Origin of the sequence: Chelatococcus caeni, assembly GCF_014196925.1 — a bacterium.
GTDB lineage: Bacteria > Pseudomonadota > Alphaproteobacteria > Rhizobiales > Beijerinckiaceae > Chelatococcus_A > Chelatococcus_A caeni.
Genome location: NZ_JACIEN010000002.1, coordinates 378,522 through 401,240, shown reverse-complemented (window position 1 = coordinate 401,240; position 22,719 = coordinate 378,522). Strand labels below are relative to the sequence as shown.

The 22,719-nt window shown below is 69.8% G+C and carries 24 protein-coding genes; 16 read left to right on the top strand and 8 right to left on the bottom strand.

Annotation, left to right across the window (positions count from 1 at the left end):
* The first annotated feature begins 47 nt into the window (after positions 1–47).
* Positions 48–1,034 (top strand): l-ornithine N(alpha)-acyltransferase, encoded by a 987-nt coding sequence (gene olsB, locus GGR16_RS10570; protein ID WP_019403868.1) that lies wholly within the window; start codon positions 48–50, stop codon positions 1,032–1,034.
* Between the two features lie 6 nt (positions 1,035–1,040).
* Here olsB and GGR16_RS10565 read toward each other — a convergent pair whose 3' ends face one another.
* The 3 genes from GGR16_RS10565 to GGR16_RS10555 are packed head-to-tail and all read right to left on the bottom strand — an operon-like array spanning position 1,041 to position 3,761.
* Positions 1,041–1,925, bottom strand: coding sequence for an NAD-dependent epimerase/dehydratase family protein (locus tag GGR16_RS10565; protein ID WP_183316577.1), 885 nt, complete (start codon positions 1,923–1,925; stop codon positions 1,041–1,043).
* 1 nt (position 1,926) lies between these two features.
* On the bottom strand, positions 1,927–3,069 hold the full coding sequence (gene queG, locus GGR16_RS10560) for a tRNA epoxyqueuosine(34) reductase QueG (RefSeq protein ID WP_183316862.1): 1,143 nt from the start codon (positions 3,067–3,069) through the stop codon (positions 1,927–1,929).
* Positions 3,066–3,761 (bottom strand): glutathione S-transferase family protein, encoded by a 696-nt coding sequence (locus GGR16_RS10555; protein ID WP_019403865.1) that lies wholly within the window; start codon positions 3,759–3,761, stop codon positions 3,066–3,068. Before GGR16_RS10555 ends, queG begins: the two co-directional genes overlap by 4 nt.
* Before the next feature lie 218 nt (positions 3,762–3,979).
* Between GGR16_RS10555 and GGR16_RS10550 the strand changes: the two genes are divergently transcribed.
* The gene (locus GGR16_RS10550) at positions 3,980–4,783 is read left to right on the top strand and encodes an undecaprenyl-diphosphate phosphatase (protein WP_019403864.1); all 804 of its coding nucleotides are present in this window, start codon (positions 3,980–3,982) and stop codon (positions 4,781–4,783) included.
* A 21-nt stretch (positions 4,784–4,804) separates the two neighbouring features.
* On the opposite strand, the gene nth is transcribed toward GGR16_RS10550, so the two are convergent.
* Positions 4,805–5,590 (bottom strand): endonuclease III, encoded by a 786-nt coding sequence (gene nth / locus GGR16_RS10545; protein WP_183316861.1) that lies wholly within the window; start codon positions 5,588–5,590, stop codon positions 4,805–4,807.
* A gap of 64 nt (positions 5,591–5,654) precedes the next feature.
* Between nth and GGR16_RS10540 the strand changes: the two genes are divergently transcribed.
* The 13 genes from GGR16_RS10540 (at position 5,655) to GGR16_RS10480 (ending at position 17,021) form a co-directional block, all read left to right on the top strand.
* Entirely contained in the window at positions 5,655–6,134 is a 480-nt protein-coding gene (locus GGR16_RS10540; RefSeq protein WP_183316576.1) for a DUF2244 domain-containing protein, read from the top strand.
* Between the two features lie 392 nt (positions 6,135–6,526).
* Entirely contained in the window at positions 6,527–7,432 is a 906-nt protein-coding gene (locus tag GGR16_RS10535; protein ID WP_183316575.1) for a bifunctional helix-turn-helix domain-containing protein/methylated-DNA--[protein]-cysteine S-methyltransferase, read from the top strand.
* Positions 7,433–7,725: 293 nt separating this feature from the next.
* Complete coding sequence (dnaK, locus tag GGR16_RS10530; protein ID WP_019403859.1) at positions 7,726–9,639, top strand: molecular chaperone DnaK; 1,914 nt, start codon at positions 7,726–7,728, stop codon at positions 9,637–9,639.
* Between the two features lie 140 nt (positions 9,640–9,779).
* Positions 9,780–10,949 carry a molecular chaperone DnaJ gene (gene dnaJ, locus GGR16_RS10525; RefSeq protein WP_183316574.1) on the top strand — a complete coding sequence of 390 codons (1,170 nt, stop codon included), beginning with the start codon at positions 9,780–9,782 and terminating at the stop codon, positions 10,947–10,949.
* A 75-nt stretch (positions 10,950–11,024) separates the two neighbouring features.
* Positions 11,025–11,624 (top strand): class I SAM-dependent methyltransferase, encoded by a 600-nt coding sequence (locus GGR16_RS10520; protein WP_019403857.1) that lies wholly within the window; start codon positions 11,025–11,027, stop codon positions 11,622–11,624.
* A 1-nt stretch (position 11,625) separates the two neighbouring features.
* Positions 11,626–12,219 (top strand): histidine phosphatase family protein, encoded by a 594-nt coding sequence (locus GGR16_RS10515; RefSeq protein ID WP_183316573.1) that lies wholly within the window; start codon positions 11,626–11,628, stop codon positions 12,217–12,219.
* Between the two features lie 11 nt (positions 12,220–12,230).
* On the top strand, positions 12,231–12,938 hold the full coding sequence (pyrF, locus tag GGR16_RS10510) for an orotidine-5'-phosphate decarboxylase (protein WP_183316572.1): 708 nt from the start codon (positions 12,231–12,233) through the stop codon (positions 12,936–12,938).
* An 11-nt stretch (positions 12,939–12,949) separates the two neighbouring features.
* Positions 12,950–13,261, top strand: coding sequence for a DUF1330 domain-containing protein (locus GGR16_RS10505; protein WP_019403854.1), 312 nt, complete (start codon positions 12,950–12,952; stop codon positions 13,259–13,261).
* The gene (locus tag GGR16_RS10500; RefSeq protein WP_183316571.1) at positions 13,233–13,784 is read left to right on the top strand and encodes a GNAT family N-acetyltransferase; all 552 of its coding nucleotides are present in this window, start codon (positions 13,233–13,235) and stop codon (positions 13,782–13,784) included. The genes GGR16_RS10505 and GGR16_RS10500 overlap by 29 nt, the downstream gene beginning before the upstream one ends.
* Before the next feature lie 121 nt (positions 13,785–13,905).
* The gene (dapB, locus tag GGR16_RS10495; protein WP_183316860.1) at positions 13,906–14,712 is read left to right on the top strand and encodes a 4-hydroxy-tetrahydrodipicolinate reductase; all 807 of its coding nucleotides are present in this window, start codon (positions 13,906–13,908) and stop codon (positions 14,710–14,712) included.
* Positions 14,713–14,736: 24 nt separating this feature from the next.
* Positions 14,737–15,357 carry a 2,3-bisphosphoglycerate-dependent phosphoglycerate mutase gene (locus tag GGR16_RS10490; RefSeq protein WP_183316570.1) on the top strand — a complete coding sequence of 207 codons (621 nt, stop codon included), beginning with the start codon at positions 14,737–14,739 and terminating at the stop codon, positions 15,355–15,357.
* Positions 15,358–15,375: 18 nt separating this feature from the next.
* The gene (locus GGR16_RS10485; RefSeq protein ID WP_183316569.1) at positions 15,376–15,996 is read left to right on the top strand and encodes an alpha-ketoglutarate-dependent dioxygenase AlkB family protein; all 621 of its coding nucleotides are present in this window, start codon (positions 15,376–15,378) and stop codon (positions 15,994–15,996) included.
* Between the two features lie 62 nt (positions 15,997–16,058).
* Entirely contained in the window at positions 16,059–17,021 is a 963-nt protein-coding gene (locus tag GGR16_RS10480; RefSeq protein WP_183316568.1) for a hypothetical protein, read from the top strand.
* 3 nt (positions 17,022–17,024) lie between these two features.
* On the opposite strand, the gene GGR16_RS10475 is transcribed toward GGR16_RS10480, so the two are convergent.
* From GGR16_RS10475 to GGR16_RS10465, 3 genes are all read right to left on the bottom strand, one after another.
* Positions 17,025–17,396 carry a VOC family protein gene (locus GGR16_RS10475; RefSeq protein ID WP_183316567.1) on the bottom strand — a complete coding sequence of 124 codons (372 nt, stop codon included), beginning with the start codon at positions 17,394–17,396 and terminating at the stop codon, positions 17,025–17,027.
* A 122-nt stretch (positions 17,397–17,518) separates the two neighbouring features.
* Positions 17,519–18,130 (bottom strand): nucleotide exchange factor GrpE, encoded by a 612-nt coding sequence (grpE, locus tag GGR16_RS10470; RefSeq protein ID WP_183316566.1) that lies wholly within the window; start codon positions 18,128–18,130, stop codon positions 17,519–17,521.
* Between the two features lie 60 nt (positions 18,131–18,190).
* On the bottom strand, positions 18,191–20,995 hold the full coding sequence (locus tag GGR16_RS10465) for a [protein-PII] uridylyltransferase (protein ID WP_183316565.1): 2,805 nt from the start codon (positions 20,993–20,995) through the stop codon (positions 18,191–18,193).
* Positions 20,996–21,172: 177 nt separating this feature from the next.
* On the opposite strand from GGR16_RS10465, the gene GGR16_RS10460 reads away from it, so the two are divergent.
* Positions 21,173–21,682 carry an OsmC family protein gene (locus GGR16_RS10460; RefSeq protein WP_183316564.1) on the top strand — a complete coding sequence of 170 codons (510 nt, stop codon included), beginning with the start codon at positions 21,173–21,175 and terminating at the stop codon, positions 21,680–21,682.
* Positions 21,683–21,697: 15 nt separating this feature from the next.
* On the opposite strand, the gene gshB is transcribed toward GGR16_RS10460, so the two are convergent.
* On the bottom strand, positions 21,698–22,642 hold the full coding sequence (gene gshB, locus GGR16_RS10455; RefSeq protein ID WP_183316563.1) for a glutathione synthase: 945 nt from the start codon (positions 22,640–22,642) through the stop codon (positions 21,698–21,700).
* Positions 22,643–22,719: the final 77 nt, after the last annotated feature.

The following is a 22,719-nucleotide window of genomic DNA, read 5'->3' as shown; positions in this document are numbered from 1 at the left end:
CGCGCCGGGCTGACGACGCCGCTTTCGGGGCAGACGGTCTGGGGCTCATGGTTTACGATCCGACACAGGTGAAGACCTCGCAAGGGGCCGCGCAACCCGACATCATCCGGGTCGCGCCGCGCGGCTTTACGAACATGCTGCGCCCCAGCAACTGGGGGGCCGCGACGGCGAATGCGCTCCTGCCGTTCCGCGCGCCGGCCCCGGCCGATGCCGGCGGTTTGCCGACCATCCTCGGGCGCCTCGGCTCGCTCGAGGTGCGCCTCGCCCGCACCCGCAAGGAGATCAAGCAGGCGCAACGGCTGCGTTTCCGCGTCTTCTACGAGGAGATGTCGGCGCTGCCGAACGCGACGTCCATGCTGTCGCGGCGCGACATCGACGAGTACGACGCCATCTGCGACCACCTGCTCGTGCTCGATTACGACGTGCCGAAGAAGGCCTTCCGCAACCCCAAGCCGCAGGTGGTCGGCACCTACCGCCTTCTCCGGCAGGAGGTGGCCGACCGGCACTGGGGCTTCTACACGGCCGGCGAGTTCGACATCCAGCCGCTGATCGACGCCAATCCCGGCAAGCGCTTCCTGGAGCTCGGCCGTTCCTGCGTGCTGAAGCCCTATCGCAACAAGCGCACCGTCGAACTGCTGTGGCACGGCATCTGGACCTACGTGCTGCACCACCGCATCGACGTGATGCTGGGCTGCGCCAGCCTCGAAGGCACCAATCCCGACCAGATGGCCCTGCAGCTCAGCTTCCTGCACCATTTCGCCCGCGCGCCGGAGAACTGGCGGGCGAACGCGCTCACCGGCCGCGGCGTCGCCATGGACCGGCTGCCGAAGGAGGCGGTCGACCCCAAGGCCGCGTTGCATGCGCTGCCACCGCTCGTCAAGGGTTACCTGCGCCTTGGCGCCTCCATCGGCGAGGGGGCCGTGATCGACCATCAGTTCGGCACCACGGACGTGCTGGTAGTGCTGCCCGTCGAGGCGATCAACCCGCGCTACATCGGCCACTTCGGCCCGGCCGCGAACCGCCACGCCGCCTGACGGGGTTCAGCCCCGCCCGGCGAGCTCCGCCCGCGCCAGCTCCGCAATCCCCTCGCGATAGGTGGGATAGGCGAGCGACACGCCGAGTTCCTCGCGCAGGCGACGGTTGGAGACGCGGCGGTTGTCGGCATAGAAGCTGCGCGCCATCGGCGACAGCTCGGCCTCCGCGAAGGGCACCTCCGGCGGCGGCGCGATGCCGGCGAGTTCGGCCGCATAGGTGACGACGTCCTGCGGCGGCGCCGGCTCGTCATCGGCGACGTTGTAGATCGCCCCGGGCGACGGCCGCGCGAGCGAGGCGGCGAGCGCGGCGGCGATGTCCTCCACATGGATCCGGTTGAACACCTGGCCGGGCTTGATGATGCGCTGCGCCTCGCCGCGCAGGAGCTTGGCGAGCGGGCTGCGCCCCGGCCCGTAGATGCCGGCGAGCCGGAAGACCTGCACCGCCTTGCCCGTCTCGCGACCGAGCGCCAGCCACGCCTCTTCCGCAAGCACGCGCTGGCGCGTGCGCCCCATGGAGGCGTTGAGCGGCGCGCTCTCGTCCACCCAGGCGCCGCCGTGGTCGCCATAGACCCCGACGGTGGACAGATAGGCGATCCACCTGAGCCTCGGCGCCCGCGCGATCGCCTCGCGCGCGGCCGCCAGCACCACGTCCCCCTCCGGCCCCGGCGCGATGCTGACGATGAGGGCATCCGCCTCCGCGAGTGCCGCGGCCGCAGCCTCCGGCAGGTGCCCGTCCGCGAAGACGAAGGCCTCGACCCCGCCCGGCGCCGCATTGACCGCGGCCGCCTTCTCGGTGCTGCGCACCGTTCCCGAGACGCGGTCGAAGCGTTCGCGGTACCGGGCGACGAAATGGCCGGCGCTGTAGCCGAGACCGAAGACGAACAGGTTCACGTCAGCCCTCCCCGGCGCTCTCGCCGAGCGCCAAACGCCATTCCTCGCGCACGCCCATATCCTCCTCCCCGTCCATGCGGATCGCAGCGAGCGCCGTGAAATCCTCCGCCGGCAGCACCCGCGACAGGGCCCACACGGCCGTGCCGCGGACCAGCGCGGAGGGGTCGTCGAGGAGAGGGAAGGCCGATTCCGCGAGTTCCGGCAAGCCGGAATTGCCGATGGCGACGAGCACGTTGCGGATGAAGCGCTCGCGTCCCGTGCGCTTCACCGGCGAGCCGGCGAAGAGCTGGCGGAAGGCGGCATCGTCGAGCCGCGCGAGCGCGGCGAGCGACGGCGCCGTCAGCTCCGGCCGGGCGGCGAGGCGCGCCTCCCGCGCTTCCCGCGCGAACTTGTTCCACGGGCAGACGGCGAGGCAGTCGTCGCAGCCGAAGACGCGGTTGCCCATGAGGGGGCGCAGGTCGCGCGGGATCGGCCCCTTGTGCTCGATGGTGAGGTAGGAGATGCAGCGCCGCGCATCGAGCACGTAGGGCGCAGGGAAGGCCGCCGTCGGGCAGATGTCGAGGCAGCGCCGGCACGAGCCGCAATGGTCCTCTTCCGGCGCGTCGGCCGGCAGCTCGGCCGTCGTGAAGATGGCGCCGAGGAAGAGCCAGCTGCCGAAGGTGCGCGAGACGAGCACGGTGTGCTTGCCCTGCCAGCCGAGGCCGGCCGCCTCGGCGAGCGGCTTCTCCATCACCGGCGCGGTGTCGACGAAGACCTTGACGTCCGCCCCGCCCGCGGAAGCGAGGAGCGAGGCCACCTGCTTGAGCTTGCCCTTGATGATGTCGTGATAGTCGCGGTTGCGGGCATAGACCGAGATGGTCGCCCGTTCGGGCCGCGCGAGATTGGCCAGCGGATCCTCGGCGGGACCGTAGTTCATGCCGAGGAGGATGATGGAGCGCACCTCCGGCCAGAGCCGCGCCGGGTCGGCGCGCTCGTCGGCCCTGTCGGCCATCCAGGCCATGCTGCCCTGGCGCCCTTCGGCGAGCCACGCGCCGAGCCTTTCCGGCAGCTGCGGCACGGCGGCCGGATGCGTGACCTTGAGGACGTCGAAGCCCTCGGCCGCGGCCCGTGCGGCAACGGCGCGCCTGAGCGCCTCGCCCGTCAGAAATCGAGATCCGCGTAGTGGGCGGCCGGCGCCATGCCCGGCACCCTGTCGTTCAGCAGCGTCCGGAAGGACGGCCGCGATTTCACCCGTGCGTACCACGCCTTCGCCGTTTCGTCCTCGTCCCAGGGCACATCGCCCAGATAGTCGGCGCAGGACAGATGCGCCGCCGCCGCGAGGTCGGCATAGGTGAGCTGCGCGCCCGCCAGCCAGTTCCGCTTCGCGGCAAGGAAGCCGATGTATTTCAGATGATAGCGGACATTGCTGCGCGCCGCACGGATGGCGCTCATATCCGGCGGCCCGCCGCCGGCGTCCGCGCCCATGAAGCGCTTGTAGATCTTCTCGGTGACGAGATAGCCCGACACCTCCTCGAAGAACTTCTGGTGGAACCACTCCATCAGCCGCCGCACCTCGACCCGGTCGGCGACCGTCTGCGGCAGAAGGCGGCGCATGGCGTCGAGCCCGCCGCTCCGCGTCTCGTCGAGATATTCGGCGATGACGGAGGCGCCGGGCACCACGAGCCCCTGCTCCTCCACCAGCACGGGCACGAGCCCGGCGGGGTTGAGCACCAAGAATTCGGTGCGCCGCTCCCACGGCTTTTCCTCCACCACGGACGGTTCGGCGCCGATCTCGCCGAAGATGAGCCGGATGAAACGGGAGTGCGGACAGAAGGGATAGTGATGCAGGGTCGCCATGATACGCGCGGACTATGCTCACAGGCAGGCGGCAATAAGGCAGAAGCGGTCACCTGCCGGCATATCCGCGCGCCGCAGACCGGCTGGCACGATGGCCGCTCCCCGTATAGAACCGCTGCCGGGCTGACACAACTCGATTCGCTTTCCGGGGACGGGCCGTCCCCGCCCCGTCCCGCAACTCTTCACAGCCCGCCCACAACCTGCCGCAGGACCGCCGCATGACTCTCACGGACGCCCTCGAAGCACTCGTGCTCGGCCTCGTCGAAGGCCTGACGGAGTTCATTCCGGTGTCCTCGACGGGCCACCTGCTGCTGCTCGGCCATTTCATCGGCTTCGAATCGAACGGCAAGACCTTCGAGGTGCTGATCCAGCTCGGCGCCATCCTCGCCATCCTCTCGGTCTATTTCAGCAAGCTCCTCCTCATCGCCCGCGGCCTGCCGACGGACCCCGGCATGCGCCGCTTCGTCCTCGGCGTCCTCATCGGCTTCCTGCCGGCGGCGATCATCGGCGCCCTCCTGCACGGCTTCATCAAGGAAGTGCTGTTCGATCCGACGATCGTCTGCATCTCGCTCATCGTCGGCGGCGTGGTGCTGCTCGCCGTCGACGGGCTGACGCTGAAGGTCGAGCACCGGGACGCCATGCACTACCCGCTGCCGATGTATCTCAAGATCGGCATCTGCCAGTGCCTGGCCATGATCCCCGGCGTGTCGCGCTCGGGCGCCACCATCGTCAGCGCCATGCTGATGGGCGCCGACAAGCGCTCGGCGGCGGAGTTCTCCTTCTTCCTCGCCATGCCGACCATGGCGGGCGCCTTCGCCTACGACCTCCTGAAGAACTACAAGAATCTCAGCTTCAACGACGGCGCGCTCATCGTCGTCGGCTTCATCTCGGCCTTCGTCGCCGGCCTCTTCGTGGTGCGCTCGCTGCTCAACTTCGTCTCGCGGCACGGCTTCGCGGTCTTCGGCTGGTGGCGCATCGTCGTCGGCGCCGCGGGCCTCGCCGGGCTTCTCGTCTACGGCTGAGCCGTCGCATCGTTTGTCGCCTCAGATCGTCTTGGCCTCGTAGCGGCACAGGTCGTTGATGAGGCAGCGGCCGCAATCCGGCTTGCGCGCCTTGCAGACGTAGCGCCCGTGCAGGATGAGCCAATGATGGGCGTGGCGCCTGTAGGGCTCGGGCACGATTTTCTCGAGGCCGAGCTCCACCGCGAGCGGCGTCTTGCCCGGGGCGAGCGGGATGCGGTTGGCGACACGGAAGAGATGCGTATCGACGGCGATGGTCGGCGCGCCGAAGGCGATGTTCATGACCACGTTCGCCGTCTTGCGGCCGACACCCGGCAGGGTCTCGAGCTCCTCGCGCGAGCGCGGCACCTCGCCGCCGAAACGCTCGATGAGCTGGCGCGACAGGGCGATGACGTTCTTCGCCTTGTTGCGGTAGAGGCCGATGGTCTTGATGGCCTCGCGCAGCCGCTCCTCGCCGAGGGCGAGCATCTTTTCCGGCGTGTCGGCAATGGCGAAGAGCGGGCGCGTCGCCTTGTTGACGCCGACGTCCGTCGCCTGGGCCGACAGCGCGACTGCGACGAGCAAGGTGTAAGGATTGACGTATTCGAGCTCGCCCTTGGGCTCGGGATTGGCGTCGTGGAAGCGCCGGAAGATCTCGGCGACGGTCGCCGCATCCGGCACGGCCGGGCCCTTCCCGCCCTTGCCGCCCTTGCCGGCGCGGGCCGACGCCGTCTTGGCCGGCGCCTTTCTGGACGCACCGGCGGCCTTCGCCTGCCGGGGTTTGGAGACCGCCGGGCCGCCGGCGGGGGAAGAAGGGTGCTTCACGCGCATGCCGGTCCTATAATGGACGGCGATGACGAGCGACAAGCACTCTCTCCCGCCGGGTCCGGAAGCGGTGAGCGATCCCGCGGCCGAGCCGCTGTTCTGCGCGCTCATCACGCCGCACCGCTCGCTGGGGCAGAACGCCTTCCGGCTGGTCATGACGCTGATGTGCGTGGCGACCTTCGTCTCCAGCGTCCCCTTCATGCTCGCCGGCGCCTGGCCGGTCGCGGGCTTCTTCGGCCTCGACCTTCTCGCCATCTACCTCGCCTTCCGCGTCAATTTCCGCCGCGCCCGCAGCTTCGAGGAAGTCTTCCTGACACGGATCGAGCTTCTCCTGCGCAAGGTCGGCCATTGCGGCGACCGGCGCGAGTGGCGATTCAACCCGGCCTGGACCCGGCTCGAGCGCGTCAGCGACGAGGATTTCGGCCTGCAACGCCTGACGGTCGTGTCGCGCGGCGAGAGTGTTTCCGTGGGCAACGCCCTGTCGGCCGATGAGAAGGCGGACTTCGCCGATGCTTTCTCGGCCGCTCTCGCGACCGCAAAGCGCGGGTGAGCCTTCCGGAGCCATGCTTGGAATGGATCGGCTTTGCGGCTATATTGGAGAACGGAGTGGGGATCGGGTTTTCACCCGATCCCCGGTCCCTTAGCCTAGGAAGACCCGGAGAGAGACTTGCCAGCCCCTCCGGGTTTTCTTTATCGCCAGGAACAAGCCGAAGCCTGGAAAAATCCAGAACATGGCTTTCCTCCGGTCAGGAGGCGAGGCTGTCGCCGCAGCCGGGGGAGCCCATCTCCCCCGGTTGCATCGCTGGCCCGATGCTGCTGCTTTCGCCCCCGGCACCGCGAGCTTAGCCAACGGGATTTTCCTTGCCCAGAGAGGCCGAGCAGCTTTCGGGTGGCGCGGGCCGGCGCGATGCCTATGCTTGCCGCCGGAGGATTTGCCGGACCATGCTGGACAGCGCGATCAAGACCCTGCCCGTCTTCGACGACCTGCTCGCCGCGGAGAGCGCGGCGACGGCCGCCGGCGACTATGAACGCGTGCGGCGCATCATCGCCTTCATCTCCGAGCGCTGGCGCAGCCAGCCCTCGCTCGACGACATGGCCGCCCATGCCGGCCTGACGACGACGCAGGTGCACCATCTCTTCCGGCGCTGGTGCGGCCTCTCGCCCAAGGCCTTCCTGCAGGCGATCACGCTCGACCACGCGCGGGCCCTGCTCGATGCCTCCGCGAGCGTGCTCGAAACGGCCTACGAAGTGGGCCTGTCAGGCCCCGGCCGCCTGCACGATCTCTTCGTCACCCACGAGGCGATGACGCCGGGCGCCTACAAGGCCGGCGGCGCGGGCCTCGTCATGTCCTACGGCTTCCACCCCTCGCCCTTCGGCGAGGCCATCCTCGTCGCCACTGACCGCGGCCTCGCCGGCCTCGGCTTCGTGGATGGGGGCGACCGCGGAGCCGCCCTCGCCGACATGCGCCGGCGCTGGCCCCAGGCGCATTACGTGGAAGACGCGTCCGTGACCGGGCCACTCGCCGCGCGCATCTTCGATCCCGCCATGTGGCGGGCCGACCGGCCGCTCAACGTGGTCCTCATCGGCACGGACTTCGAAGTGCGCGTGTGGCGCACCCTGCTCAAGGTGCCGCTGGGCTGCGCCACCACCTATTCGCAGGTTGCAGAGCACATCGGCAAGCCGAGCGCGGCTCGCGCCGTCGGCGCTGCCGTCGGCAAGAATCCCATCTCCTTCGTCGTGCCGTGCCACCGTGTGCTCGGCCGTTCGGGCGCCCTCACCGGCTATCACTGGGGCCTCACGCGCAAGCAGGCCATCCTCGGCTGGGAGGCCGGGCAGGCAGGCGGCTGAAGCCGCCTCCCCGTTCAGGGGCAAGCCGCGGGCAGGTGCGGTCGCAAGCCTTGCGAAGCGCCACCCCCGCATCCATCTCATGGCAGAAGACAACGCCGCCGGCGCATGTGACAGTCGCCTTGCCTGCCGCAGGGCCTGTCCTTATATACGCGCCCGACGTGCGGATTGTCGGTTAGGGGCGCAGCGCGACAGCCAAGGCCGCGATGTGCCTGAGTTTGGTTAGAGTCAAGCCATGGGCCGGATCGCTTCGGGATCCGGCACGGCGGTCTGCTTGAAAGTGAGGGATCACATCCATGGGTAAGGTTATCGGTATCGACCTCGGCACCACCAATTCCTGCGTCGCCGTGATGGAAGGCACGACGCCCAAGGTGATCGAGAACGCGGAAGGCGCCCGCACGACGCCCTCCATCGTCGCCTTCACCGACGACGGCGAGCGCCTCGTCGGCCAGCCGGCCAAGCGCCAGGCGGTGACGAACCCCGAACGCACCTTCTTCGCCATCAAGCGCCTCATCGGCCGCACCTTCGATGATCCGATGACGAAGAAGGACATGGGCCTCGTGCCCTACAAGATCGTCAAGGGCGGCAACGGCGACGCCTGGGTCGCCGCCGACGGCAAGGAATATTCGCCGTCGCAGATCTCCGCCTTCACGCTGCAGAAGATGAAGGAAACGGCGGAAGCCTATCTCGGCCAGAAGGTCGAGCAGGCCGTCATCACCGTCCCGGCCTATTTCAACGACGCCCAGCGCCAGGCCACCAAGGACGCCGGCAAGATCGCCGGCCTCGAGGTGCTGCGCATCATCAACGAGCCGACGGCGGCCGCGCTCGCCTACGGCCTCGACAAGAAATCGACCGGCACGATCGCGGTCTACGACCTCGGCGGCGGCACCTTCGACATCTCGATCCTCGAGATCGGCGACGGCGTCTTCGAGGTGAAGTCGACCAACGGCGACACCTTCCTCGGCGGTGAAGACTTCGACATGCGCCTCGTCGAGTATCTCGCCGACGAGTTCAAGAAGGAGCAGGGCATCGACCTGCGCAAGGACAAGCTCGCCCTGCAGCGCCTCAAGGAAGCCGCCGAGAAGGCGAAGATCGAGCTCTCCTCGGCGCAGCAGACCGAGATCAACCTGCCCTACATCACCGCCGACGCCTCCGGGCCGAAGCATCTTGCGCTGAAGCTGACCCGCGCCAAGTTCGAGGCGCTGGTCGACGACCTCATCCAGCGCACCATCGAGCCGTGCCGCAAGGCGCTGAAGGATGCGGGCCTGTCCGCCGGCGCCATCGACGAGGTCGTCCTCGTCGGCGGCATGACGCGCATGCCCAAGGTGCAGGAGGTCGTGAAGCAGTTCTTCGGCAAGGAGCCGCACAAGGGCGTCAACCCGGACGAGGTGGTCGCCATCGGTGCCGCCATCCAGGCCGGCGTGCTGCAGGGCGACGTCAAGGACGTGCTGCTCCTCGACGTGACGCCGCTGTCGCTCGGCATCGAGACGCTGGGCGGCGTGTTCACGCGCCTCATCGACCGCAACACGACCATCCCGACCAAGAAGAGCCAGGTCTTCTCCACCGCCGAGGACAACCAGACCGCGGTCACCATCCGCGTCTTCCAGGGCGAGCGCGAGATGGCGGCCGACAACAAGCTGCTCGGCCAGTTCGACCTCGTCGGCCTGCCGCCGGCCCCGCGCGGCGTGCCCCAGGTGGAGGTGACCTTCGACATCGACGCCAACGGCATCGTCAACGTCTCGGCCAAGGACAAGGCGACCGGCAAGGAGCAGGCCATCCGCATCCAGGCCTCGGGCGGCCTGTCGGAGGCCGACATCGACAAGATGGTCAAGGACGCCGAGGCCCACGCCGCCGAGGACAAGAAGCGGCGCGAGCTGGTCGAGGCGAAGAACCAGGGCGAGAGCCTCATCCACGCCACCGAGAAGTCGCTCAAGGAGCATGGCGACAAGGTGGGGGCGGCCGAGAAGGGCGCCATCGAGGATGCGATCGCCGCGCTGAAGACCGCGCTCGAGGGCGAGGACGTCGCCGGCATCCAGGCCAAGACCAACGACCTGATGCAGGCCTCCATGAAGCTCGGCGAGGCCATCTACCAGGCCTCGCAGGCGGGCGAGGCCGGCGCCGAATCGGCTGAAGGCCAGGGTGAGGCGAAGGACGACGTGATCGACGCCGACTTCCAGGAAGTCGACGACGACAAGAAGAAGAGCGCGTAACCCACGCGCGACGGGACCCGGCGCTTGCGCCGGGTCCCGTCGTCATTGCATGTTGAATTCATCTCCCGCGCGCCGGCATGGCGCCCGCGCCGGGAAGGCCCAAGGGATCGGCCCGGTTCGATCTTCGAGGACGAGGTCGCATGGCCAAGGCGGATTATTACGAAATACTCGGCGTTGAGCGCAGCGCTTCCGACGGCGAGCTCAAGAGCGCCTTTCGCAAGCTCGCCATGCGCTACCACCCCGACCGCAATCCCGGCGACCATGCCGCCGAGGCGCGCTTCAAGGAAATCAACGAGGCCTACGAGGCGCTGAAGGACCCGCAGAAGCGCGCGGCCTACGACCGCTTCGGCCATGCCGCCTTCGAGCAGGGCGGCGGCATGAACGGCGCCCACGGCTTCGGCGCCGACTTCGCCTCCTCCATGGCGGACATCTTCGACGACCTGTTCGGCGATTTCATGGGTCGCGCCGGCACCCGTGGCCGCGGCAATGGCGGCGGTGGCCGCGAGCGCGGCGCCGACATGCGCTACAACCTCGAGATCACCCTCGAGGATGCCTACAAGGGCAAGACCGCGACCCTCACGCTGCCGACCTCGATCGTCTGCGAGGCCTGCGACGGCTCGGGCGCCAAGCCCGGCTCGCAGCCGCGGCAATGCCCGACCTGCGGCGGCTACGGCCGCGTACGCGCCTCCCAGGGCTTCTTCGCCATCGAGCGCACCTGCCCGGCCTGCCACGGCCGCGGCGAGGTCATCGACGACCCGTGCGCCGACTGTTCGGGCGCCGGACGCGTCACGCGCGAGCGCACGCTCTCCGTCAACATCCCGCCCGGCGTCGAGGACGGCACACGCATCCGCCTCGCCGGCGAAGGCGAGGCGGGCCTGCGCGGCGGACCGAGCGGCGATCTCTACATCTTCCTGTCGCTGAAGCCGCATCCCATCTACCAGCGCGACGGGGCGGACCTGTTCTGCCGCGTGCCGATCTCGATGGTCACGGCCGCGCTCGGCGGGGAATTCGACGTGCCGACGGTCGACGGCGGCGAAGCCCGCGTGAAGGTGCCCGAGGGCACCCAGACCGGCAAGCAGTTCCGCCTCAGGGGCAAGGGCATGCCGGTGCTGCGCTCGCGCGATTTCGGCGATCTCTACATCCAGGTGGTGGTCGAGACGCCGCAGAAGCTCACCAAGCGCCAGCGCGAGCTGCTCATGGAGTTCGAGGAAGAATCCTCGCGTGAGACGCACCCGGAAAGCACCGGCTTCTTCTCGCGCGTCAAGGACTTCTTCGAAGGCTTCGGCGGCGGCGTCAGCGGCAATGCCTGACCGGCAAGGGGCTTGACCGCGCCGGCTGGCTGTTTCAGCTATTGTTCGTCCCGAAAGACCGGAAAGTGTGGATCCGTGATTGAGCTGCGCCGCCGCGAGGAAAAGCCCCCGCTCGAAGACGAAGCCCGCTTCCTCAAGTCCTGGGTCGAGCGCCCGCTCGTCACGGGTGCGGTGAGCCCCTCCGGGCGGATGCTCGCCCGCACCATGGCAAGCTATGTCGACCCGCATCTCGACGGCCCGGTCATCGAGCTCGGCCCGGGCACGGGACCTGTCACCGAGGCGATCATCCGCCGCGGCGTGGCGCCCGAGCGCCTCATCCTCGTCGAGTTCAATCCCGATTTCTGCAAGCTGCTCAGGCGCCGCTTCCCGGCGGCCACCGTCGTCGAGGGCGACGCCTACGGCCTGGCGGAGACCCTCGGCGGTAGCGCCGCCCGTCCCGCCGCCGCCGTCGTCTCGAGCCTGCCGCTGTTCACGAAGCCGCTGCCCATGCGGCTCGCGCTGCTGAACGACGCCTTCGACCTGATGCGGAGCGGGGCGCCCTTCGTCCAGTTCACCTACGCGGTCGTGCCGCCCATCCCGAAGGACGCGGCGCATTATTCGGCGACCGCCTCCAACCGCGTGTGGTGGAACCTGCCGCCGGCACGCGTATGGGTCTATCGCGCCCGCCGGGCGTAGCGTGTCGACCGCCTTCTACGTGACCCATCCTGAGGTCGCGATCGACCCCGCCGTTCCCGTGCCGGACTGGGGCCTTTCCGACCGCGGCCGTGCGCGCACGCGCGAGGCCGCCGGCCTTGCCTGGACGCGCCGCATCGGCCGAATCGTCTCCTCCACCGAGCGCAAGGCCGTCGAGACCGCGACGATCCTTGCCGAGCACCTCGGCCTTGCCGTCGAGGTGCGCGAGGCCATGCACGAGAACGACCGCTCGGCCACCGGCTTCCTGCCGCCGCCGGAGTTCGAGGCGACGGCCGATCTCTTCTTCGCTCATCCGGACGAGAGCATCCGCGGCTGGGAACGGGCCCGCGACGCCCAGCGGCGCATCGTCGCCGCCGTCGAAGGCGCGCTCAAGGGCGAGGACGGCAGCCGCGATGTCTGCTTCGTCGGCCATGGCGGCGTCGGCACGCTGCTCTACTGCCACCTCGCGGGCGAGGCGATCGCACGGCGCTTCGACCAGGCGCCGGGCGGCGGCAACCTCTTCGCCTTCCCGATATTCGCCTTCGACAGCGGGCCGCGGAAGGTGCTACACGGCTGGCGCCCCTTCGACCAGCCGTAAAGGATACGTCCATGCAGACGAACGCTCGCGATCGCCTGATCACCGCGCTCGACATGCCGAGCGCCGACGAGGCCCTGGCGCTCGTCGACAGGCTCGGCGATGCCGTCAGCTTCTACAAGATCGGCATGGAGCTCGTTTACGGCGGGGGCGGCCTCGCCGTCGCCGAGCGGCTCGTGAAGGCGGGCAAGAAGGTCTTCCTCGACCTCAAGCTGCACGACATCCCCAACACGGTCGAGCGTGCGACGGCCCAGGTGGCACGGCTCGGCGTGCATCTCCTCACCGTCCACGGCTATCCGCAGACGATGCGCGCCGCCCATGCCGGGCGTGCCGGCACGGGTCTGAAGCTCCTCGCCGTGACCGTGATGACCTCCTACGACGACGACGATCTCATTGCCGCCGGCTATGCTGAGGGCGTCGGGCCGACCGTGCGCCGCCGCGCCGATCAGGCGAAGGACATCGGCATCGACGGCCTCATCATCTCGCCGCACGAAGCGGCCGCCCTGCGTGCCGCCCTCGGCCCGTCCATGCTGCTCGTCACGCCGGGCGTGCGCCCGGCCGGCAGCGCCGTCGGCGACCAGAAGCGCGTGATGACGCCGGGCGAGGCGATCCGCGCCGGGGCCGACCACCTCGTCGTCGGCCGGCCGGTGACGGCCGCGAGCGATCCACGCGCAGCGGCCGAGGCGATCGTCGCCGACATTTCCGCAAACCTAACCGCCTGAGGGAGGAGAGAATGGCAAAAGCCTATTGGATCGGCCGCGTCGACGTCGAGGACCCGGAGGCCTACAAGGCCTATGTCGCCGCCAACGGCGACGCCTTCCGCAAGTACGGGGCCCGCTTCCTCGTGCGCGGCGGCGCCTTCGAGGCAGTGGAAGGCGGCGCGCGCCAGCGCAATGTCGTCATCGAGTTCCCGGACCGCGAGGCCGCCGTCGCCTGCTGGCACTCGCCCGAGTACAAGGCCGCCAAGGCCAAGCGCGACGGCCATGCCATCGCCGACATCATCATCATCGAGGGCTATGACGGACCGCAGCCGTCGGACGGGTGAGCCCGGCGCGCCCGCCCCTTACCGCATAAGGCCGACGCAGGCGGCGGACCTCGCCCGCCTGCCGGACGTCGAGCGCTCGGCCGGCGAACGCTTCCGGGCGAGCGATCTTGCCTGGGTCGCCGATGAGCCGCCCGCTGCGGTCGAAAGCCATGCGCGCCACCTCGGCTGGCACTGGGTCGCGGCCGGCGCGGACGACGTGCCCGTCGCCTTCCTCTTCGCCCGGCCGTGCGGCGGCATGGTCCATATCGGCGAGATCTCGGTTGCCCTGCCGCACCAGGGGCGCGGCCTCGGCCGCGCGCTCATCGCCGCCGTCTGCGCCGAGGCGCGCCGGCAGGGTTTTGCCCGGGTCACGCTGACCACCTATCGCGACATTGCCTGGAACGGGCCCTATTACGCCTTGCTCGGCTTTCGCGAGATGGCGCCGGAGGAGCAGCCGCCCTTCCTGCGCGAGCAATTGGCCGAGGAGGCGCGGCACGGCCATGATGCCGCCCGCCGCGCCGCCATGGTGCTGGCGCTCGCCTGATCGCCGTGCAGGCGCGGTCCTTGCAGGCGCGGTCTTGGCGCAAGCCCCCCGCGCCGCTATACCACCGGCCACGGCCGGGCGCAGCGGCGCCGGCCAGCGCGGGAGAGACACCATGGCGGACATGCGACTCGTCGTCGTCGGAGCAGCCGGACGCATGGGGCGCATGCTCGTCAAAACCGTGCACGAGACACCCGGCACGGCGCTTGCCGCCGCCGTCGAGCGCGAGGGCTCGCCCTTCCTCGGCAAGGACGCGGGCGATCTTGCCGGCACCGGCAGCCTCGGCATCCCGGTGACGAGCGACGTCGCGTCCGCCTTCGCCGAGGCCGACGGCGTCATCGACTTCACCGCCCCCGCCGCGACGGTCACCTTCGCTCGCGCCGCGGCCGGGGCCGGCATTGTCCATGTCGTCGGCACGACCGGCCTGGCGGATGCTGACCTTGCCGTGCTTGCCGAGGCGGGACGCACGACGCGGATCGTCCAGTCCGGCAACATGAGCCTCGGCGTCAACCTGCTGACGGCGCTGGTGCGCCGCGTCGCGGCGACGCTCGGGCCGGAATTCGACATCGAGGTGCTGGAGATGCACCACCGCATGAAGGTGGACGCCCCCTCCGGCACGGCCCTCATGCTCGGCGAGGCCGCCGCGGAGGGCCGCGCGGTCGGCCTGCGCGAGCATGCCGTGCGGGTGCGCGACGGCCACACCGGCGCGCGCCGTGCCGGCGACATCGGCTTCGCCACCCTGCGGGGCGGCTCCGTCATCGGCGAGCACACCGTGGTCTTCGCCGGCGACGGCGAGCGCATCGAGCTCACCCACAAGGCCGACGACCGGGCGCTCTTCGCCCGCGGCGCGATGCGCGCGGCCCTGTGGGCGCGCGAGCGCCCGCCCGGCCTCTACACCATGACCGACGTGCTCGGCATCGCCGCGCTGTAAGCCCAACCCGATCCGGAGATCCCCATGGAGCGCCTTCTCGTCCTCGTCCGCCACGGCCAGAGCGACTGGAACCTGAAAAACCTCTTCACCGGCTGGAAGGACCCGGGCCTCACCGAGCAGGGCGTGGCCGAGGCGAAGGCCGCCGGCAAGCGCCTCAAGGCGCTCGGCCTTACCTTCGACATCGCCTTCACCTCGGACCTGAGCCGCGCGCAGCACACCTGCGACCTCATCCTGAAGGAACTCGGCCAGGAGAGCCTCGAGACCATCCGCGACCAGGCGCTCAACGAGCGCGACTACGGCGAGCTGTCGGGCCTCAACAAGGACGATGCGCGCAAGCGCTGGGGCGAGGAGCAGGTGCACGTCTGGCGCCGCTCCTACGACGTGCCGCCGCCCGGCGGCGAGAGCCTGAAGGACACGGCCGCCCGCGTGCTGCCCTATTACATCGGCGAGATCCTGCCGCGCGTGATGCGCGGCGAGAAGGTGCTCGTCGCCGCCCACGGCAACAGCCTGCGCGCCCTCGTGATGGTGCTCGACCGGCTGACGCCCGAGACGATCCCGACGATGGAGCTCGCCACGGGCGAGCCGCTCGTCTATCGCCTCAAGGCGGACACGACGGTGGAATCGAAGGACGTGCTCAAGGGCTGAGGCCCGGCCGCGAGGGCGATGACACAGGCGCTGGAACTGAGGCCGGGCGTCCTGCACTGGCCCGGCTATCTCGACCGTCCGGCGCAGGAGGCGCTGGCCGCCGCCCTGCGTGAGGTGGCGCGCGAGGCGCCGTTCTACACCCCGCGCATGCCGCGCACCGGCAAGCCCTTCTCGGTGCGCATGACGAATTGCGGCCCGCTCGGATGGGTCTCGGACGAGACCGGCTACCGCTACCAGCCGACCCACCCCGAGACCGGCCGGCCGTGGCCTCGGATCCCCGCCGCCCTCATGGAGGCCTGGCAGGCGCTCGCCGGCTATCCGCATCCGCCGGAGGCGTGCCTCGTCAACTTCTACGGCCCCGGCACGCGCATGGGCCTGCACCAGGACAGGGACGAGGAGGATTTCGACGCTCCCGTCCTCTCCTTGTCGCTCGGCGACACCGCCCTGTTCCGCATCGGCGGCACCGGCCGGCGCGATCCCACGGTCTCGCTGCGCCTCGCCTCGGGCGACGCCTTGCTCTTCGGCGGGCCGGCGCGGCTCGCCTTTCACGGCATCGACAGGATCATGCCGGGCACTTCGACCTTGCTCCGCGAGCCGGGCCGGATCAATCTGACCCTGCGCCGCGTCACGCGGCCCTGACAAACCATCATCGGACGGCGGCACCGCCACGCTGCCCGCCCCCCCGCAAGGAGAACGAGCGTATGGCATCCCTGCTGCCGCGTCTTGTCATGATGGCCCTGATGGTGGTCGCGGGCCTGAGCGCCGTGCCAGCCGTGCGCGCCGCCGAGCCGCCCTTCCTTCCGGGCCTCAGCATCGGCCTCGAGCCGCCCCCGTCCATGACGCCCGCCGGCCAGTTCTCCGGCTATGTCGACGAGAGCGCGGGCGCCAGCATCATCATCGTCGAGATGCCGGCCGAGGCCTATGCCGACATCGAGAAGGGCTTCAATGCCGAGGCGCTCAAGGGCCAGGGCGTCACGGTGCGCAAGCGCGCGCCCTTCGCGCTCGGCAAGGACGTCAAGGCCTTCCTCGTCGAGGGCACGCAGAAGCAGGGCGCCGCCGTCTTCGACAAGTGGATCCTGGTGGCGACCAACGGCAAGACCACCGCCCTCGTGACGGTGCAGGCGCCGGCCACGACCGCCGGCTACGACAGCGCGACGGTCGAGAAGAGCCTGAAGACGATCGCCTTCCGCGCGCCCCCGGGGGTCGACGAGCAACTCGCCTCCCTGCCCTTCCGCTTGGGCGAACTCGCCGGCTTCCGCATCGTGCGCGTCGCCACCGGCAACAGCGTGCTGATGACGCAGGGCCCCAAGGACGTGGTGCGCGAGGCCGAGCAGCCGCTCGTCATCGTCTCCTCGGGCGAAGCGGCCATTCCCGGCACGCTGGAGCAGGACCGTTTCGCCAAGCAGGCCTTCTCCACGCTGCCCGGCATCGCCAATCTCGCCATCCAGCGCATCGAGGGCAAGGACGAGAACGGCGTGCCGATGCACGAGATCGTCGCCACCGCCGACGACGTGCGCACCAAGCAGCGCCTGTTCCTGATGCAGATCGTGCGGTTCGAGCGCTCCAACTACCTGCGCCTCGTCGTCATGGCGCGCGAGAACCAGCGCGGCGACCTCGAGCAGCGCGCCCGCACCATCGCCGCCGGTCTGTCGGTCGGCTCGTAACGCTCAGCCGACAGGCGTCATCCAGCCGATCGGCGCCCCCTGCGGATCGCGCACGATGGCGACGCGCCCGACATTGGGGACGTCGACCGCCGCGCGCACGATGCTGCCGCCGAGGGCGAGGGCCCGCGCGACCGCTGCATCGACGTCGGCCACGCTGATGAAGGAGAACCAGTAGGGCTCACGGGCTTCCGGCAGGGCGCCGCAGGCAAGGCCCGTCACGCCGCCGGCGAAGGTCTCGCCGACCCTGGCGACGAAATAATCGCCGTCAGGAATGGCGAAGGGCTCGAAGCTCCAGCCGAGCGTCTCGGCATAGAAGGCCTTGGCCGCCTCGACGTCGTCCGTGGCCAGCTCGTTCCATACGAAGGTGCCGTGCATCGTCTCCTCCCGCTCGCGCCGCAGCGTCCCGCAAGGGGCGAGCAGACTAGCCCCCGCCGTCGGAGGCGGCCAGACCGGTGGAAGAAGCGGCGCCCGCTGGGCCGGGCGCCGGATGTCGCGATTTACTGGAGCTTCGTCTCGCCGGCGCCGTTGTCGCCGTTGCCGGGCTTCGGGCCGCCCTTGGAGACGCCCACGAGAGCAGGCCGCAGCACGCGCTCGCCGATGACGAAGCCGGCCTGCACCACCTGGACTACCGTGCCGTTCGGCACGCTCGGGTCCGGCACCTCGAACATCGCCTGATGCAGGTTGGGATCGAAGCGCTCGCCCTGAGGGGAGAGCTTCCGCACGCCGTGCCGCTCGAGCGTCTTGAGGAGGTCGCGCTCGGTCAGCTCCACGCCTTCCACGAAGGGCTTGGCGGCTTCGCTGCCGCGCACCTCCGGCGGCACGCTCTCGAGCGCGCGCTGGATGTTGTCGGCGACCGTCAGCATGTCGCGGGCGAAGCTGGTCATGCCATAGGCGCGCGCGTCCGCCACCTCGCGCTCGGTACGCCGGCGCAGGTTCTCCATCTCGGCGAGGGTGCGCAGCAGCTTGTCCTTGAGGTCGTCGCGCTCGCTGACGAGGGCCTCGAGCGCCTCGCTCGCGGCCTGCGCCGCCTCCGGCGCCGCATTCTCAGGAGCATCGGCCGCGGCAAGGGTCTCGTCGACCGGCTCGGGTCGGGTCGGCTTCTGGGTCATGCTGTTCCGTTGCTGGCTTGAACGATATTGAGGCCGATATCAGCCCTCGTGGCGGAAAAATCAAGGACTTGCCTTCGCGCGCGCCGCTTCGCCGCGCCCGGGCGGATGGCCGTCCTCCTCCTTGCGCAGCGCCTCCATCAGCGTGCGCCTGATGGCCGCCTGGCGGCTGCCGCTGACGATCTTGGCCCCGGTGAGATCCGTCACGTAGAACACGTCCACCGCCTTCTCGCCGAAGGTGGCGATATGGGCGGAGCCGATGTTGAGGTTGAGCTTGCCGAGCGCCGTCGTGAGGTCGTAGAGCAGCCCCGGCCGGTCGAGGCACGAGACCTCGATGACCGTGTGGCGCTGCGACAGCTTGTTGTCGAGCGCCACCTCCGGCGGCACGTGGAAGGCGCGCATGCGCTCGCGCGCCGACGAGGGCCGCTTCGAATCGACGAGATCGGCGATGCGCACCTCGCTCTTCAGTGCCCGCTCGATGGCGCGGGCGATGCGCTCGCCCCGGCGCAGCTCGTCCTCGTCCTCGACGAAGGCGCGCGAGACGAAGATGGTGTCGAGCGCCAGCCCGTCGGTGGTCGTGAAGATCTGCGCATCGACGATGTTGCCGCCGGCCGAGGCGCAGGCGCCGGTGACGATGGCGAGAAGGCGCGGATGGTCCGGGGCGAGCACGGTCAGTTCCGTCACGCCGCGGAAGCCGTCCGTCTCCACCGCCGTCGCCGTCGTGTCGCCGCGCGCTTCGGCTGCCGCGAGGAAGCGGGCGTGCTTCATGCGGCGTGGCAGCTCCACCTTGAGCCAGTAGGCGGGATAGTGCCGTCCGGCATAGGCCTCGAAGGCCGCGTCCGTCCAGTCCGGCAGGGCCTCGCGCAGGGCGGCCTGGGCGCGCCGGACGCGCTCCGCCTGGCCAACGCCGGAGTGGCCGCCGGACAGCACGAGCTCCGTCTCGTAATAGAGCGTGCGCAGCAGCTCGCCCTTCCACCCGTTCCACACCCCCGGCCCCACCGCCTTGATGTCGCAGACGGTGAGGATGAGGAGCAGCTTGAGCCGTTCCATCGTCTGCACGAGGGCGGCGAAATCGGCGATGGTGCGCGGGTCGGCGAGGTCGCGGCTCTGGGCGACCGTGGACATGACGAGATGGTTCTCGACGAGCCAGGCGAGAGTGTCGATCTCGCCCTCGTCGAGGCCGAAGCGCTTGCCGAGCCGGCGGGCGACGCGCGCCCCGGCGATGGAATGGTCCTCGTCGCGCCCCTTGGCGATGTCGTGCAGGAAGAGCGCCACATAGAGCACGCGCCGGTGCCGGATGCCGCCGATGATGCTGTTGGCGAGCGGATGCTCCGCCTCGAGCCGCCCGGCCTCGATCTCGGCGAGGACGCCGACGGAGCGCAGCAGGTGCTCGTCCACCGTGTAGTGGTGGTACATGTTGAACTGCATCATCGCGACGATGCGGCCGAAATCCGGCACGAAGCGGCCGAGCACGCCGACCTCGTTCATGCGCCTCAGCACGACCTCCGGGGCGTTGCGCGAGGTCAGGATGTCGAGGAAGAGACGGTTCGCCTCCTGGTCCTCGCGCACCGCCCGGTCGATGAGCTTGAGCGAGCGGGTGGCGAGGCGGCTCGCGTCGGGGTGGATGGCGCGGTTGTGCCGGTCGGCCAGCCAGAACAGGCGGATGAGGTTGACCGGATCGCGCAGGAACACCTCCTCGTCGACCACGGTGATGCGGTTGTTCTCGATGGCGAAGCCCGCCACCTCGAGGGCGCTGCGCCGGGATCCGCGCAGGCGGCGCACGAAGCGGTCGAGCATGGCGCGCGGCTTCTCCTGCCGCGCCTCGAGGGCCGCGCAGACGATCGCCGTCAGGTCGCCCACGTCCTTGGCGACGAGGAAATAGCGCTTCATGAAGCGCTCGACCGCCGAGAGCCCGCCGTGGGCGCCGTAGCCGATGCGCGCGGCGATGAGGCGCTGCAGGTCGAAGGACAGGCGCTCCTCCGCCCGGCCGGTGGCGAAATGCATGTGGCAGCGCACCCGCCAGAGGAATTCCTCGCAGCGGTGGAACAGCTTGTATTCGGCCTGGGTGAACAGCCCCGCCTTGACCAGCTGGCGCTGGTCGCGCACGCGATAGACGTATTTCGCGATCCAGAACAAGGTGTTGAGGTCGCGCAGGCCCCCCTTGCCCTCCTTGACGTTGGGCTCGACGAGATAACGCGAGGCGCCGCGCTGGGAGATGCGCGCGTCGCGCTCGGCGAGCTTGGCCTCGACGAAGGCCTGGGCCGTGCCCTCGACGATCTCGGCATCGAACCGCGTGAGGAAGTCCTCGTAGAGCGCCTTCTCGCCGGTGAGGTAGCGCGTCTCGAGCAGCGCGGTGCGGATCGTCATGTCCGCCCGCGCCTCGCGCAGGCAATCGTCCACCGAGCGCGTGGCGTGGCCCACCTTCAGCTTGAGGTCCCACAGGATGTAGAGCATCGCCTCGACGACGCTCTCGCTCCAGGCGGTCTGCTTGTAGGGCAGGAGGAAGAGGAGATCGACGTCCGAGCCCGGCGCCATCGTGCCGCGGCCGTAGCCGCCGGTGGCGACGACGGCGAGGCGCTCGCCGGTCGAGGGATTGTCCACCCGGTAGAAATGGCGCACCACGACGCCGTAGACGGCCCGCACGACGCCGTCCATGAGCGCGCAGAGCCGGCGGGCGCAGGCGAGCCCGTCCTGCTCGGCGAGGAGCTTCTCTTCCACCGCCGCCCGTCCCTTGACGAGCCCGGCCGAAAGGCAGGCGATGAGCTCGCGCCGCAGCTCATCGCGGTCACGGCCGTGGCGCGCCTCCAGCGCCGCGACCTCGGCCGCGATGTCGTCCGGCCCGTAGATCGGCCCCGTTCTGCGATCCATGCCCAATGGCTCCCCGCATCGTCGCCCGCGCACATAGCACAGGCCGCGCCAAAGGGCATGGCCTGCGAGCCGCCTTGACGCCCGCCGCCGCGCGGCGCACACGAGGGGCTGACCCCACGCAGGCCGGCAGCCACGGCAGCGCCCTATGACCGGCCAGAGGACACCCGAGGACACCCCATGGACGCCCAGTCCCTCCGCGCCCTCCAGGCGCCGCTCAAGAACGCCTACCGCGAAAACGCCGAAGCCGCCCTCGTCACGCTCAAGGCGCGCGGCGCCCTCGACGAGGCGAACATCGCCTGCAAGGTCGAGACCGGCCGCGCCCTCGCGGTGGCGGGCCTCCACCCGGCGACGGGCGGCACGGGGCTCGAGTTGTGTTCGGGCGACATGCTGCTGGAGGCCCTGGTGGCCTGCGCCGGCGTGACGCTAAAGGCCGTCGCGACGGCGCTCGAGATCCCGCTGCGCTCCGGCACGGTGGAGGCCGAGGGCGACCTCGATTTCCGCGGCACGCTCGGCGTCGACAAGGAGGCGCCGGTCGGCTTCCAGGCCATCCGCCTGTCCTTCACGGTCGATACCGATGCGCCGCAGGACAAGCTCGACCAGCTGATGAAGCTGACCGAGCGCTATTGCGTCGTCTACCAGACCTTGGCCAAGGGCCCCGCCCTGGAGACCCGCCTGCAGCGGGCCTGAGCACCGGAGACTGGCTCAGGCGCTCCGCCGCCGCTCGATCGCATCCCACACCGAGACGGCGAGGTCGGGCCCGCCGAGGCGCTTGATGGCGCGGATGCCGGTGGGTGACGTGACGTTGATCTCGGTGAGCAGCCCGTCGATCACGTCGATGCCGACGAGCACGAGGCCCCGCTCCTTGAGCGCCGGGCCGATCGTCTCGCAGATCTCGCGCTCGCGCGCCGTGAGATCGGTCGGCTTCGCCGCCCCGCCACGCACCATGTTGGAGCGGATGTCGTTCTCCGCCGGCACGCGGTTGACGGCGCCGGCCGCCTCGCCGTCGACGAGGATGATGCGCTTGTCGCCTTCCTTCACCTGCGGCAGGAAGCGCTGGATGACCCACGGCTCGCGGAAGGTCGCGGCGAAGAGGTCGTAGAGCGAGCCGAAATTCGGGTCCTCGCGCGTCACGCGCAGCACGGCCGCCCCGCCATGGCCGTAGAGCGGCTTCATGACGATCTCGCCCATCTCGCGGCGGAAGGCCTCGATGTCGTCCCTGTCGCGCGTGATCAGCGTCGGCGGCATCAGGTGCGGGAATTCGGTGACGAAGAGCTTCTCCGGCGCGTTGCGCACATGGGCGGGATCGTTGATGACCAGCGTCCTGGGATGCAGGCGCTCCAGCATGTGCGTCGTCGTGATATAGGCGAGGTCGAAGGGCGGATCCTGCCGGAGGAGGATGACGTCGATGCGCGAGAGGTCGATGCGCTCCGGCTCGCCGAGGCTCGCATGTTCCCCGGCGACGTCGCGCACGCGCACGGGATAGGCCTTCGCGGTGATCATCCCGTCACGCATCGAGAGGGTGTCGGGCGTGTAGTAGAGCAGGTCGTGCCCGCGCGCCTGCGCCTCGAGCATCAGGGCAAACGTCGTGTCGCCGGCGATGTTGATGCGCTCGATAGGGTCCATCTGCACGGCAACGGTGAGGCCCATGGTCGGTGTCCTTTCTCCAAACCATCCCTATATGGCGTGGCCCCGATCCATGCGCGAGGGCGCGGCCGAAGGCAAGC